The organism is Streptomyces sp. NPDC127038 (assembly GCF_042725875.1).
Lineage (GTDB): Bacteria > Actinomycetota > Actinomycetes > Streptomycetales > Streptomycetaceae > Streptomyces.
Genome location: NZ_JBHXDQ010000039.1, coordinates 1 through 13,873, shown reverse-complemented (window position 1 = coordinate 13,873; position 13,873 = coordinate 1). Strand labels below are relative to the sequence as shown.

Below are 13,873 nucleotides of genomic sequence, written 5' to 3'. Positions count from 1 at the left end.
ACGGCCTCCGGGCGTTCCCGGGGCGTTCTCCGCGCCCCGGGAGTGAGGGTGTACGCGCCGACCGCCCCCGGGGGGCGGGTCAGGCCTGGTCCAGCAGGGCGACCAGGGCCTTGCGCAGTGTCGTCCGGGGGTCCTTGGACGGTCCCTCGGAGCGCCAGGCGACGAAGCCGTCGGGGCGGACCAGCACCGCGCCCTCCGCGCCCACCCCGTGGACCTGCGCCCAGTCCGTCTCGCCCGCGGGCACCAGGTCCGCCTCTGGACCGTCGCCGATCCGGTACGAGTCGAGCGGGACGGACAGCTGCCGGGCCGTGTCCTGCGCCGCCTCGTGCCAGGCACCCGCCCCGTCGGCCGAGCTCAGCAGCACCATCGAGCGCTCGTACAGATCGAGAGTGGAGATCCGGGCGCCGGCCCGGGTCAGCCACAGGTGCGGCGCCCGGGTGCCCGGCTCGCCCGTCAGCCGTACGCCCTCGGGCACCACCGGAGCGGCCGGGTCGGCGCCGAGGATCGCACCCCGCGGGTAGCGGTACGCAAGCGCCACGTTGAGGATGCCGCCCTTCCTGCCGCCCGGGCCGCCCTGCCCGGCCGCGCCCGGCTCCGGGGTGTACCCGGGGTGGCTGTGCTCGACCGACCGCGACGAGGCACGCGCGCTCGTCGCCTCCGCGACCGGCCTGCGCTCGGCGTCGTAGGACTTCAGCAGCCCGGGACCCGCCCAGCCCGCCAGCACCGCGGACAGCTTCCAGGCGAGGTTGTGGGCGTCCTGGATACCGGTGTTGGAGCCGAACGCCCCCGTCGGGGACATCTCGTGGGCCGAGTCGCCGGCCAGGAACACCCGCCCCTGCGCGTACCGTTCGGCGACCCGCTCCGCCGCGTGCCAGGCCGCCCGGCCGGTGATCTCCACATCCAGATCCGGGACGCCGACGGCCCGCCGGATGTGCTCCACGCAGCGCTCGTCCGTGAACTCCTCCAGGGTTTCCCCGTGTTCGGGGTGCCAGGGAGCGTGGAAAACCCAGTGCTCCTTGTTGTCCACCGGCAGCAGGGCGCCGTCCGCCTCCGGGTTCGTCAGATAGCAGACGATGAACCGGCGGTCGCCGACCACCTCCGCGAGACCGCGCGAGGTGAACGTGAGGCTCACGTTGTGGAACAGGTCGCCGGGCCCGGTCCTGCCGATGCGCAGTGTGTCCCTGATGGGGCTGCGCGGACCGTCCGCCGCGACGAGATAGTCCGCGCGGATCGTCGTGTGCTCGCCGGTCTCCCGGCTCTTGACCTTCGCCGTCACCCCCTCGGCGTCCTGCTCGAAGGACATCAGCTCGGTCGAGAACCGCAGATCGCCGCCCAGCTCCCGCGCGGTCCTCAGCAGCACCGGTTCGAGGTCGTTCTGGCTGCACAGGCACCACGCGCCCGGGCTGAAGCGCGCCAGTCCGCCGCCGGGGTCGATCTCCTTGAACAGCCACTCCCCGGCATCACCCACCAGGGTCGGCGTCTGCAGGATGCCGTGGTTGTCCGCGAGGACGGACGCGGCCTCCTCGATGCGCCGCTGCACCCCGGCCACCCGGAAGATCTCCATGGTGCGCACGTTGTTGCCGCGCCCCCGCGGATGGTGCGACGTGCCCGCGTGCCGCTCGACCAGGATGTGCGGCACCCCGAGGCGCCCCAGGAACAGCGACGTCGAGAGGCCCACCAGTGAGCCGCCGACGATGAGGACGGGCGTGTGCGGACCGTTCTCGCCGGCCTCTTCGGATCGGTTCATCGATTGCCTCCAGCGCCGCCAGGGACGCGAGTCAGGGATGGGGATGCAGATTCCATGCCCGGTGCGGGCCGGTTCGCACGGCAGCGGCACCCGGATGGCGCGCGGTTCACTCGCCTGACCCGCGGGGCTCGCGGAGTCCGCGACACGCGGCAACGATCAGCTCATGGCGGCCCCGGCGTGTCGGACACCGCGGTCGTTCCGGACCTTCCGTGACGAAAAGGAGAGGTGTGCCGCAATGTCCAACTCCGGACGTATCGCGCAGTCGGCCTTCGACGGCTCGAAGCTGCGGGTGATCCTGCTGCTCGACCTGTACGAAGGGGCCCAGCAGCAGTTCCTCGACGCCTACGAGCTCATGCGCAACCAGGTCGCCTCGGTCCCCGGTCACATCAGTGACCAGCTCTGCCAGTCGATCGAGAACCCCTCGCAGTGGCTCATCACCAGCGAGTGGGAGAGCGCCCCGCCCTTCCTCGCCTGGGTGAACAGCGAGGAGCACGTCGAGACCGTACGCCCCATGCACAGCTGCGTCCGGGACACCCGGTCGATGCGCTACAGCATCCTGCGCGAGACGAGCCCCGCCGAACCGCTCACCCCGGAGTCCGCCAGGTCGGCCCTCCAGGTCGAGGCCCGCGAGGGCAAGGGAGTCGCGCGCCACGCCCTCACCTTCACCGTCAAGCCCGGATCCGAGTCGAAGGTCGCGGAGATCCTGACCGGCTACGAGTCGCCCCAGGCGAAGGTCGACGACACCACCCGGCTGCGCCGCACCTCGCTGTTCATGCACGGCAACCGGGTCGTACGGGCCGTGGAGGTCGAGGGCGACCTCCTCGCGGCGCTGCGCCACGTGTCGCGCCAGCCCGAGGTCCGGGCGGTCGAGGAGGCCATCAACCCCTACCTGGAGCAGGACCGGGACCTCAGCGACCCCGACTCCGCCCGGGTCTTCTTCACCCGTGCCGCGCTCCCCGCCGTGCACCACGTGGTCGCCGGCCGCGAGGAGCCCGCCAAGGTGACCCGGCACGCGCTGTTCTACCCGGCCCGGCCCGGCTGCGGCATGGAACTGGCCCGGCTGCTCGCCCACCAGGACGAGGCCGCGGCCGACGACAGGAACAGCCCCGTGTACAGCAGCACCGTCTTCCAGCGCGACGACATCGTGGTGCGCCTCATCGACATCACCGGCGACCTCGACCTCGACCCCGTCGCCTCCCTCGGCCTCAAGGGCTCCCGGAAGGCCGCCGAGCTGGAGCGTCTCCTCGACGGGGCCGCGATCGGCGTCGAGGGCTCCCTGGAGACGGAACGCAACATCAACCGCCTCCTGTCGCACGCCGACATGCTGCCCATCACCGACCGGAGCTCGGCGGACTCCTGACGGAGCGCCGCAGCCCGCGTCCCCAGGACGTCCCATCCGACGTCCTCGCCACACCCGGAGGTTCAAGCATGATCCAGCACCATCCACGCATCGTGGACCTGAGCGAGACGGAACCCAACCGCAGGCGCGGAGGAGACGTCCGGGCCCTGCTCACACCCGCCACGGCGGGGTCCACCAGCGGCTTCATGGGGCTCGCCATCATCCAGCCAGGCGAGCGCATCGGTGAGCACTACCACCCGTACTCCGAGGAGTTCGTGTACGTGGTCAGCGGCGCCCTCGAAGTGGACCTGGACGGTGAGGCGTTCGCGCTCCGGCCCGACCAGGGCCTGCTGATCCCGATCGACATGCGGCACCGCTTCCGCAACGTGGGCGACGAGGAGGCCCGCATGGTGTTCCACCTCGGCCCGCTCGCACCCCGTCCGAGCCTCGGCCACGTCGACACGGAGGCCACCGACGACTCCGTGCCCAGCCCCGAGTTCATGACCGCCGTGCCCCACCTGTCCGCGCCCGACCACGGACAGCCGTCCGAACGAAGCGGGGCCATAAAGTGACGCGGCGGGTGGCCGTCACCGGCATCGGTGTGGTCGCTCCGGGCGGGACCGGGACGAAGGCGTTCTGGGACCTCCTCGAAGGCGGCCGAACCGCGACCCGGGGGATCACGCTCTTCGACCCGGTGGGCCTGCGCTCGCGCATAGCCGCCGAATGCGACTTCGACCCGCTCGCCCACGGCCTGGACCCCGAGCTGATCGAACACGCCGACCGGTACATCCAGTTCGCCGTGGTCGCGGCCGAGGAGGCCGTCCGCGACTCCGGCCTCGACCCGGGCCGGGAGGACCCCTGGCGCGTCGGAGTCTCCCTGGGCAGCGCCGTCGGCGGCACCACCCGTCTCGAACACGACTACGTCCAGGTCAGCGAGTCGGGCCGGCGCTGGGACGTGGACCACCGCGCGGCCGACCCGAAACTGCACCTCGCGTTCGCGCCCAGCACCCTCGCCTCCGTCGTCGCCGAACAGTTCGGGGCGCAGGGACCGGTGCAGACCGTCTCCACCGGATGCACCTCGGGGCTCGACGCGGTCGGATACGCCTTCCACACCATCGAGGAGGGCCGGGCCGACGTCTGCATAGCCGGGGCGTCCGACTCGCCGATATCCCCGATCACGATGGCCTGCTTCGACGCCATCAAGGCCACGTCGCCCGACAACGACGACCCCGCGCACGCCTCCCGGCCCTTCGACGCCAACCGCAACGGCTTCGTCATGGGCGAGGGCGCCGCCGTCCTGGTCCTGGAGGAGTACGAACACGCCAGGGCCCGCGGCGCGCACATCTACTGCGAGATCGGCGGCTACGCCACCTACGGCAACGCCTACCACATGACCGGTCTCACCAGCGAGGGCCTGGAGATGTCCCGGGCCATCGACAGCACCCTGGACCAGGCCCGGCTCGACCCCACGCTCATCGACTACGTCAACGCGCACGGCTCCGGCACCCGGCAGAACGACCGGCACGAGACCGCCGCGGTCAAACGGTCCCTCGGCGAACACGCCCGCCGGACACCGATGAGCTCCATCAAATCCATGGTCGGCCACTCACTGGGCGCGATCGGCGCCATCGAGGTCGTCGCCTGCGTCCTCGCCATCAAGCACCAGGTGGTGCCGCCCACGGCGAACTACGAGACCCCCGACCCCGAGTGCGACCTGGACTACGTGCCGCGCACCGCCCGCCCGCGGAAGCTCAGGAACGTGCTCTCCGTGGGCAGCGGGTTCGGCGGGTTCCAGTCCGCGGTGCTCCTGACCGGGCCGGCTGGGAGGACACGATGAGCACGCAGCGCCCCCACAACGCGGCCGTCACCGGCATCGGTGTCATCGCCCCCAACGGACTGCGCACCGACGCCTACTGGAAGTCCGTCAGGGAGGGCCTCAGCGTCCTCGACGGCATCACCCGCGAGGGCTGCGGACACCTGCCGCTGCGCGTCGCCGGTGAGGTAAGGGCCTTCGACGCCGCCGACCTCATCGAGGAGCGCTTCCTCGTCCAGACCGACCGCTTCAGCCACTTCGCGCTGGCCGCGACCGTTCTCGCCCTCGACGACGCGGGCCTCGGAACGGGCGCCCCCGACGACGCGTACGACGTCGGCGTCGTCACCGCCGCCGGATCGGGCGGCGGCGAGTTCGGCCAGCGCGAACTCCAGAAACTGTGGGGCCAGGGCTCCAAGTTCGTCGGGCCCTACCAGTCCATCGCCTGGTTCTACGCCGCCAGCACCGGCCAGATCTCCATCCGCGGCGGGTTCAAGGGCCCCTGCGGAGTCGTCGCCAGCGACGAGGCCGGGGGACTGGACGCCGTCGCGCACGCCGCCCGCGGCGTGCGGCGCGGTACCGGCGCCATGGTCGTCGGCGCCGCCGAGGCGCCGCTCGCCCCGTACTCGATGGTCTGCCAGCTCGGCTACCCCGAACTCAGCACCGTCGAGGACCCCGGCCGCGCCTACCGCCCCTTCACCGAGGGAGCCTGCGGCTTCGTGCCCGCCGAGGGCGGCGCCATGCTCGTCGTCGAGGACGAACGGCGCGCTCGCGAACGAGGAGCCGGGATCCGGGCCCTCGTCGCCGGACACGCGGCCACCTTCACCGGGGCCTCGCAGTGGGAACGGTCACGAGAAGGGCTCGCCCACGCGATCCGGGGCGCCCTCGCCGAGGCCGGCTGCGCCCCCGAGGACATCGACGTCGTCTTCGCCGACGCCCTGGGCGTCCCGGCCGCCGACCGCGCCGAAGCCCTGGCCATCGCCGACGCCCTCGGGGCGCACGGCACCCGGGTCCCCGTCACGGCACCCAAGACCGGCATCGGGCGCGCCTACTGCGGGGCACCCCTGCTGGACACCGCCGCCGCGGTCCTCGCCATGGAGCACGGCCAGATCCCTCCCACCCCCAACGTGTTCGACGTCTGCCACGACCTCGACCTGGTGACGTCGAACGCCCGCCCCGCCGAACTGCGCACGGCCCTGGTCCTCAGCAGGGGACTCATGGGGTCCAACGCCGCCCTGGTCGTACGCCGCGGCGACCGCGCCCGCTAGTCCGGGCCGCACGTGAGGAGAACCACCGCATGATCACCACCGAAGTGACCGTCGACGAACTCGCCGCCCTCATGAAGAAGGCGGCCGGCATCACCGTCGACCCCCTCGAACTCGCGCAGTCCTTCGACGCGCCGTTCGGCACCCTCGGACTCGACTCGCTGGGCCTGCTCGGCATCGTCGGCGAACTGGAGAACCGGTACAGCCGGCCCCTGCCGCCCGACGCGGAGCGCTGCAAGACCCCGCGGGAGTTCCTCGACCTCGTCAACGACACCCTCAAGGCTGGAGCCTGAAGTGCCCGGACACACCGAGAACAGCATCGTCATCGACGCCCCGCTCGACCTCGTGTGGGACATCACGAACGACATCGAGAACTGGCCACGGCTGTTCAGCGAGTACGCGGCCCTGGAGATCCTCACCCGGGACGGTGACACGACCACCTTCCGGCTCACCATGCACCCGGACGAGAACGGCAAGGTGTGGAGCTGGGTCTCGCAGCGCACCGTCGACCGCCCCGGGCGGACCGTCCGGGCGCGCCGCGTCGAGACGGGACCGTTCGCGCACATGAACATCCGGTGGGAGTACGAGGAGACGCCGGCCGGCACGCACATGCGCTGGGTGCAGGACTTCGCGATGAAGCCCGACGCCCCGGTCGACGACGCCTGGATGACGGACAACATCAACCGCAACTCCGTCGTCCAGATGGCCCTCATCCGGGACCGGATCGAGCAGGCCGCCCGCGAGCGGCGCAGCCCCGCCGCCATGCCCCGCTGACCGCCCGCACCGGCACAGGAAAGGACACGCGATGCATCACGCCCTGATCGTCGCCCGTATGGCACCCGGTTCGGCCCCGGCGATCTCCGACGTGTTCGCCGCCTCCGACCGGGGCGAGCTCCCGCACCTCATCGGGGTCAGCCGGCGCAGCCTCTTCCAGTTCGGTGACGTGTATCTGCACCTCATCGAATCGGAACGGGACCCGGGCCCCGCCATCGCGAAGGTGGCCGGACACCCCGAGTTCCGCAGCGTCAGCGAGGAACTGTCGGCGTACGTCAGCGCGTACGACCCGAAGACCTGGCGCGGCCCCAAGGACGCCATGGCGCACTGCTTCTACCGCTGGGAGCGGGACACCGCCTCCTGAGGCACCGTGACACAACCCGAGGCCGCCGGCTCCGCGAAGAAGCGGAACCGGCGGCCTCGGGTTGTTCTCCGTACGCAGCCCGGTCAGCCCGGGACGGTGCACTCGAAGGCGTGCAGATAGGGGTTCACCGGGCGGATCTCACCGATGACCAGGCCCGCCGCGGTGAGCCGGTCGATCATGCTCTGCCGGGTGTGCTTGGCACCGCCGACGTTCAGGAGCAGCAGCAGGTCCATGGCCGTCGTGAACCGCATGGACGGGGTGTCGTCCACGAGGTTCTCGATGACGACGACCCGGGCGCCGGGCCGGGCCGCCGCGCGGACGTTCGCGAGCGCCCTGCGGGTGCTCTCGTCGTCCCACTCCAGGATGTTCTTGATGATGTACACGTCCGCCTGGACCGGGATGTCCTCACGGCAGTCCCCGGCCACGATCCGCACCCGGTCGGCCAGCGCCCCGCCCTCGCGCAGCCGCGGATCGGCGTTCTCCACCACGCCCGGCAGGTCGAGCAGGGTGCCGTGCAGCGAGGGGTGCTTCTCCAGCAGACTCGCCACGACGTGCCCCTGGCCGCCGCCGATGTCGGCGACCGACTGCACGCCCCGCAGGTCCAGGAGCTTCGCCACGTCCTGGGCGGACTGCGAACTGGACGTCGTCATGGCCCGGTTGAAGACGTGCGCGGACTCCGGTGCGTCCTCGTTGAGGTACGGGAAGAACTCCTTGCCGTACACGTTCTCGAAGACGCCCCGGCCGGAGCGGACCGCCTCGTCGAGCTGTGGCCAGACGTTCCACGTCCACGGCTCGGTGCACCACAGGGCGATGTAGCGCAGGCTGTTCGGGTCGTCCTCGCGCAGCAGCCGGGACATCTCCGTGTGCGCGAACGTGCCGTCGGGGCGCTCCGTGAAGACGCCCTGGCAGGTCAGGGCGCGCAGCAGCCGGCGCAGGGTCCCCGGCTGGGTCTTCACCGCGGCGGCCAGTTCGTCGGCGCTCATGGGGACGTCGTCGAGGGCGTCCGCCACACCCAGCCGGGCCGCGGCGCGCACGGCGGCGGCGCGGGCCGCACCGAAGACGAGTTCCCGCAGCTGCGAGGACGGCGGGGGACTCTGTTCGACAGTTGTCATTCAATGCCTCGATTCTGGTGGCGTGCGCTCAGCACATGCCGGCGGGCTCGGAGACCTTGCAGGTGTTGCCCCGGAACGTGTTGCCCTTGCCGGCGGTGTCGCGGTTCGCGAGATCGGAGGGCCCGTTGCGCAGGAGCACGTTGTCGCGCACCTCGTTGCGCTCGCTGAGCGCGCCCACGAAGCTCTTGAACAGCACGATGCCGCCGGACAGCGGGGACGTGCCCACGTTGTCCTCGACCCGGTTGTGCGTGATGCGGGTGTCCTCCGCGCCGGTGAGGACGATCCCCGAACCCTGGAGGGCGGGGAGCCGGGCGGTCTTGGGGCAGGACTTGTTGTTGGCGTGGATGTAGTTGCCGCGCACGGACAGGTCGCCGACCCGCGGCTTGTTCTCGTCGCCCACGACGAACACCGCGGTGCAGTTGCCGGTGGCCTCGTTGCGGGCGACGCTCAGGTTCCGCAGCCGCCGCACCGTGACGCCGATCCGGTTGCCGCTCAGCAGGTTGTGGGCGATCACCGTGCCCTGGGTGTCGCGGGCCCCCTCCTCGGTGGCGACCGTGTTGGCCAGGAACACTCCGGCGTCGCCGTTGTCCTTCGCGGTGTTGCGGACGATCCTGGTCCGCACCGACCGCTCCTCGGCGATGCCCCACTGGCCGTTCTTCTCGGCGGTCACCCCGCGCACGGTCAGCCGGTCGGTCCCGGTCGCCCACAGGCCCTGCTTGGAGAAGCCCCTGACGGTCAGTGAGGCGACGGTGACACCGGAGACGCGCTTGGCGTCGGTCCCGGTCACGCAGATGCCGTTGCCCGCCTTGCCGCAGGCGTCGGTGGCGGCCGCGTTCGGCACGATGACGGTGGACCGGGCGCTCGCGCCCCGCAGCGTCAGGTCCTTCACCGTGACGGTGACGCTCTCGTGATAGGTGCCGGGGGCGACGACGACGGTGTCGCCCGCGCGCGCCGCGTCCACGGCCTTCTGGATGGATTCACCCGGGCGTACCAGGTGCACCGACGGGTGGTCGGCGGGCAGGGCTGCGCCCACTCCCGACGCCACGACGACCGCCGTGCAGGCGAGGTAGGCCATCTGTTGTCTGGTCATGGGCCGAAGCTATGAACGGGCGTTGCCCGCCGCCACCGCTGATCCTCCAGGTGGCCCGCTCCGTCACCGTGACGCGCCGCGGGGCGGCTCCGTCACCGTGACGCGCCGGTTCGGCCGCCGGGCGGCCGGATGCCCGTACGACGACGCCGCCCCGGCCGGAGGGATCCGGCCGGGGCGGCGGGTGCGGAGTCGGCTCCGCGAGGTGGTGCGTGGGTGGTGCGGTGGATCAGGCGAGGTTCGCCAGCGTCTCGTTCCAGGTGGCGGACGGACGCATGATCTTCGCGGCCTTGGCGGGGTCGGGCTGGTAGTAGCCGCCGATGTCGGCCGCGTTGCCCTGGACCGCGTTCAGTTCGCCGACGATCGTCTCCTCCTGCGCGGCGAGCGTCTCGGCGAGCTGGGCGAACGCCTTGGCGAGCTCCGCGTCGTCGGTCTGACGGGCCAGCTCCTGCGCCCAGTACAGGGACAGGTAGAAGTGGCTGCCGCGGTTGTCGATGCCGCCGACGCGACGGGTCGGCGACTTGTCCTCCTCGAGGAAGGTCGCCGTGGCGCGGTCGAGGGTGTCGGCGAGGACCTGGGCGCGGGCGTTGCCGGTGGTCTTCGCGAACTGCTCCAGGGACGGCACGAGCGCGAAGAACTCACCGAGCGAGTCCCAGCGCAGGTAGTCCTCCTTGACGAGCTGCTGGACGTGCTTCGGCGCGGAACCGCCGGCGCCCGTCTCGAACAGGCCGCCGCCCGCCATCAGCGGGACGACCGACAGCATCTTGGCGCTGGTGCCCAGCTCCAGGATCGGGAACAGGTCGGTCAGGTAGTCACGCAGCACGTTGCCGGTCACCGAGATGGTGTCCTCGCCGCGGCGGATGCGCTCCACCGACAGCTTGGTGGCCTCGACCGGGGCCAGGATGCGGATGTCCAGGCCCTCGGTGTCGTGCTCCGTCAGGTACTGCTCGACCTTGGCGATCAGGTTGGCGTCGTGGGCGCGGGTCGCGTCCAGCCAGAACACGGCCGGGGAGCCGGTGGCGCGGGCGCGGGTGACGGCGAGCTTCACCCAGTCCTTGATCGGCGCGTCCTTGGTCTGGCAGGCGCGGAAGATGTCGCCGGCGGAGACCGCCTGCTCCAGGACCACGTCGCCGGCCGCGTCGACCAGGCGGACCGTGCCGGTGACCGGGATCTCGAAGGTCTTGTCGTGGCTGCCGTACTCCTCGGCCTTCTGCGCCATGAGGCCGACGTTCGGGACCGAGCCCATGGTCGACGGGTCGTAGGCGCCGTGGGCGCGGCAGTCCTCGATCACGGCCTGGTAGACGCCGGAGTAGGAGGAGTCCGGCAGCACCGCGAGGGTGTCGGCCTCCTCGCCGTCCGGGCCCCACATGTGGCCGGAGGTGCGGATCATGGCCGGCATCGAGGCGTCGACGATGACGTCGGACGGCACGTGCAGGTTGGTGATGCCCTTGTCGGAGTCGACCATCGCGAGGGCCGGGCCCTCGGCGAGCTCGGCGTCGAAGGACGCCTTGATCTCGGCACCCTCGGGCAGGGCCTCCAGGCCCTTGAAGATGCCGCCGAGACCGTCGTTCGGGGTGAGACCGGCGGCGGCGAGCTTCTCGCCGTACTGCGCGAACGTCTTCGGGAAGAAGGCGCGCACCACGTGACCGAAGACGATCGGGTCGGAGACCTTCATCATCGTGGCCTTGAGGTGCACCGAGAACAGCACGTCCTCGGCCTTCGCGCGGGCGATCTGCGCGGTCAGGAACTCGCGCAGCGGCGCGACGTGCATGACGGACGCGTCCACGACCTCGCCCGCGAGGACGGGTACGGACTCGCGCAGCACGGTGGTGGAGCCGTCGTCGCCGACCAGCTCGATGCGCAGCGTGCCGGCCTCGGCGATCACCGCGGACTTCTCCGTGGAGCGGAAGTCGTCGACGCCCATGGTGGCGACGTTCGTCTTCGACTCGGGCGACCACTTGCCCATGCGGTGCGGGTGCGTCTTGGCGTAGTTCTTGACCGACGCGGGGGCGCGGCGGTCGGAGTTGCCCTCGCGCAGGACCGGGTTCACGGCGCTGCCCTTGACCTTGTCGTACCGGGCGCGGATGTCGCGCTCCTCGTCCGACTTCGGGTCGTCCGGGTAGTCCGGAAGGGCGTAGCCCTGAGCCTGGAGCTCGGCGACGGCCGCCTTCAGCTGGGGGATCGACGCCGAGATGTTCGGCAGCTTGATGATGTTCGCGCCGGGCGTCTTGGCCAGCTCACCGAGCTCGGACAGGGCGTCCGCGATGCGCTGGTCCTCCTGGAGGAACTCCGGGAAGAGGGCGATGATGCGCCCGGCCAGCGAGATGTCACGGGTCTCCACAGTGACACCCGCCTGCGAGGCGTACGCCTGGACCACCGGCAGGAACGAATACGTCGCCAGGGCCGGGGCCTCGTCAGTGTGCGTGTAAATGATGGTCGAGTCAGTCACCGGGTGCTCCGCTCCACGTCTGCAACATTGCTCGACATCAAGATATCTCGTGAGCGCCCCCGGCTCGACAGGGGTCCGTCCCGCGTCGGACCGGGCGTGGTGGAAATCCGCCGTCCGCGCCGGAGGCGGCCCGCGGCGGCCGCGGCGGGGGACGCGAGGGCGTCCGTCCGGCCCCGCCTGATGTGAACACGTCGGCCGGAGTGAAATCGGAACCCGCCGCCCGGACGCAACCGGGGCGTCCGGCCGTGCGTACAGGGGGTGATCACGCACCCCATGCCGCGGCGGACCTTCCGGCCCTCCGCCGCCCGAACGAAAGCGAACCATGAGATATCGCACCCGAGTGACGGCCCCGGCCGCCGCGCTGCTCGGCACCGCCGTCGCCCTCGCCGCCGCCCCCACCGCCTCGGCGCGCCCCCTGGACCCGGGGCCCGGTCAGGGCACCCCGGGTGCGGAGACCCTGGGCGACTCCGTCTTCCCGTCCCTCGGCAACGGCGGCTACCGCGTCGAGGCCTACCACCTCGACTTCTCGTACGACGCCACCACCCGCCTGGTCGACGCCAAGGCGGTCCTGATGATCAGGGCGACCCAGGACCTCTCCCGCTTCTCGCTCGACGCCCTCGGCCTCGACGTGCGCGCGGTTCGGGTCGGCGCCGTCGACGCCGCCTTCGAGCAGGTGGGCGAGAAGCTGCGGATCACCCCGGCGCGGGCCCTGCCGGAGCACCGCGCCGTCGCGGTCTGTGTCGAGTACGGCGCGGACCCGGCGAGGAAGCTCACGCACACCGCCTGGGTTCCCACCCCCGACGGCTTCGCGATCTGCCCGCAGCCGGACGCCGCCCACACCGTCTTCCCGTGCAACGACCACCCGACGGACAAGGCGGACTTCAGCTTCCGCATCACCGTGCCGAACACCCTGCGCGGTGTCGCGAACGGCTCGCTGACCTGCACGGAGCACCTGGACGGCGACCGGACCGCGTACACGTACCGCTCGGCCTTCCCGATGGCCACCGAACTGGTGCAGATCACCGTCGGCGACTACACCGTCAAGGACCGGCAGGGGCCCGGCGGGCTGGGCCTGCGGGACGTCGTCCCGACGGCGCGCGCCGCCGCGCTGGAGCCGGCGCTCGCGCTCACCCCCGGCCTCCTCGACTGGCTGGAACAGCGGCTCGGCGCCTACCCGTTCGAGACGTACGGGCTGCTGCCCTGCAACTCCGACGACCCCGACGCGTTCGACTTCACGGGCCTGGAGACCCAGACCCTGACGCTCTACAAGCCGAACTTCCTGCTCCAGGAGGAGAAGAAGATCGGCTCGCACATGATGCACGAGCTGGTCCACTCCTGGTTCGGCAACTGCGTGAGTCCCGCCGACTGGGCCGACCTGTGGCTGAACGAGGGACACGCCGACTTCTACGGGCTGCTGTACCGCTACGAGCGCGGCTGGGCCGACTCGCTCGGGCTGACCACCATGGAAGCCCGGATGCAGGACACGTACGCGCGCGGTGACCAGTGGCGCCAGTCCTCCGGGCCCGTCGCCGCGCCGAACGCCGTCAACCTGTTCGACAACCAGCGCTACCTGGGCGGCGTGCTGGTGCTCTACGCGCTGCGCGAGCTCGTCGGCGAGGACGTCTTCCACGGCATCGAGCGCACGTTCCTGGACCGCCACCGCAATCGTACGGCGACCACCGCCGACTACATCGCGGTCGCCTCCGAGGTCTCCGGACAGGATCAGTCCGGCTTCCTGAACGACTGGCTGTACGGGACGAAGACGCCGCGCATGCCCAACCACCCGGACTGGACGGTCACCCCGGTGGTGTCGAGCCTGGTCGCACCGCGCCACCGCGAGCCCGGCCACTACCCGGACTCGACCGCCACCCTCTGAGCGGACCGGTGAAGGACGGCGGGGGCCGGGCGGTGTGTTCCGCCCGGCCC

Annotated in this window: 12 protein-coding genes; 8 read left to right on the top strand and 4 right to left on the bottom strand. The window is 71.4% G+C overall.

The features are described 5' to 3' along the window. Window positions 1-79: 79 nt before the first annotated feature. Window positions 80-1,747 (bottom strand): FAD-dependent oxidoreductase, encoded by a 1,668-nt coding sequence (locus ACFWI4_RS24815; RefSeq protein ID WP_387200024.1) that lies wholly within the window; start codon window positions 1,745-1,747, stop codon window positions 80-82. 235 nt (window positions 1,748-1,982) lie between these two features. Here ACFWI4_RS24815 and ACFWI4_RS24810 point away from each other — a divergent pair, with 235 nt between their 5' ends. From ACFWI4_RS24810 to ACFWI4_RS24780, 7 genes are all read left to right on the top strand, one after another. Further along, a complete protein-coding gene (locus ACFWI4_RS24810; protein WP_387200021.1) occupies window positions 1,983-3,107 on the top strand; it encodes a SchA/CurD-like domain-containing protein in 1,125 nt (374 codons plus the stop codon). A gap of 68 nt (window positions 3,108-3,175) precedes the next feature. Next, window positions 3,176-3,658 (top strand): cupin domain-containing protein, encoded by a 483-nt coding sequence (locus tag ACFWI4_RS24805; protein ID WP_385403439.1) that lies wholly within the window; start codon window positions 3,176-3,178, stop codon window positions 3,656-3,658. After that, complete coding sequence (locus tag ACFWI4_RS24800) at window positions 3,655-4,923, top strand: beta-ketoacyl-[acyl-carrier-protein] synthase family protein (protein ID WP_387200017.1); 1,269 nt, start codon at window positions 3,655-3,657, stop codon at window positions 4,921-4,923. Before ACFWI4_RS24805 ends, ACFWI4_RS24800 begins: the two co-directional genes overlap by 4 nt. Then, window positions 4,920-6,164: a ketosynthase chain-length factor gene (locus ACFWI4_RS24795; RefSeq protein ID WP_387200014.1), complete on the top strand. Its 1,245-nt coding sequence runs from the start codon at window positions 4,920-4,922 to the stop codon at window positions 6,162-6,164. The genes ACFWI4_RS24800 and ACFWI4_RS24795 overlap by 4 nt, the downstream gene beginning before the upstream one ends. Window positions 6,165-6,193: 29 nt before the next feature. Next, a complete protein-coding gene (locus ACFWI4_RS24790; RefSeq protein ID WP_037617929.1) occupies window positions 6,194-6,454 on the top strand; it encodes a phosphopantetheine-binding protein in 261 nt (86 codons plus the stop codon). A gap of 1 nt (window position 6,455) precedes the next feature. Further along, on the top strand, window positions 6,456-6,935 hold the full coding sequence (locus ACFWI4_RS24785; RefSeq protein WP_385403430.1) for an SRPBCC family protein: 480 nt from the start codon (window positions 6,456-6,458) through the stop codon (window positions 6,933-6,935). A 31-nt stretch (window positions 6,936-6,966) separates the two neighbouring features. Continuing rightward, window positions 6,967-7,299: a TcmI family type II polyketide cyclase gene (locus tag ACFWI4_RS24780; protein WP_387200009.1), complete on the top strand. Its 333-nt coding sequence runs from the start codon at window positions 6,967-6,969 to the stop codon at window positions 7,297-7,299. 83 nt (window positions 7,300-7,382) lie between these two features. Here ACFWI4_RS24780 and ACFWI4_RS24775 read toward each other — a convergent pair whose 3' ends face one another. The 3 genes from ACFWI4_RS24775 to ACFWI4_RS24765 all read right to left on the bottom strand — a co-directional run bounded on the left by ACFWI4_RS24775 (window position 7,383) and on the right by ACFWI4_RS24765 (window position 11,947). After that, window positions 7,383-8,411: a methyltransferase gene (locus ACFWI4_RS24775; protein WP_387200005.1), complete on the bottom strand. Its 1,029-nt coding sequence runs from the start codon at window positions 8,409-8,411 to the stop codon at window positions 7,383-7,385. Between the two features lie 28 nt (window positions 8,412-8,439). Then, window positions 8,440-9,501, bottom strand: a complete 1,062-nt coding sequence (locus ACFWI4_RS24770; protein WP_387200002.1) for a nitrous oxide reductase family maturation protein NosD — start codon at window positions 9,499-9,501, stop codon at window positions 8,440-8,442. Window positions 9,502-9,727: 226 nt separating this feature from the next. Beyond that, entirely contained in the window at window positions 9,728-11,947 is a 2,220-nt protein-coding gene (locus ACFWI4_RS24765; RefSeq protein WP_387199999.1) for an NADP-dependent isocitrate dehydrogenase, read from the bottom strand. A gap of 322 nt (window positions 11,948-12,269) precedes the next feature. Between ACFWI4_RS24765 and ACFWI4_RS24760 the strand changes: the two genes are divergently transcribed. After that, complete coding sequence (locus ACFWI4_RS24760; protein WP_387199996.1) at window positions 12,270-13,823, top strand: M1 family metallopeptidase; 1,554 nt, start codon at window positions 12,270-12,272, stop codon at window positions 13,821-13,823. Window positions 13,824-13,873: the final 50 nt, after the last annotated feature.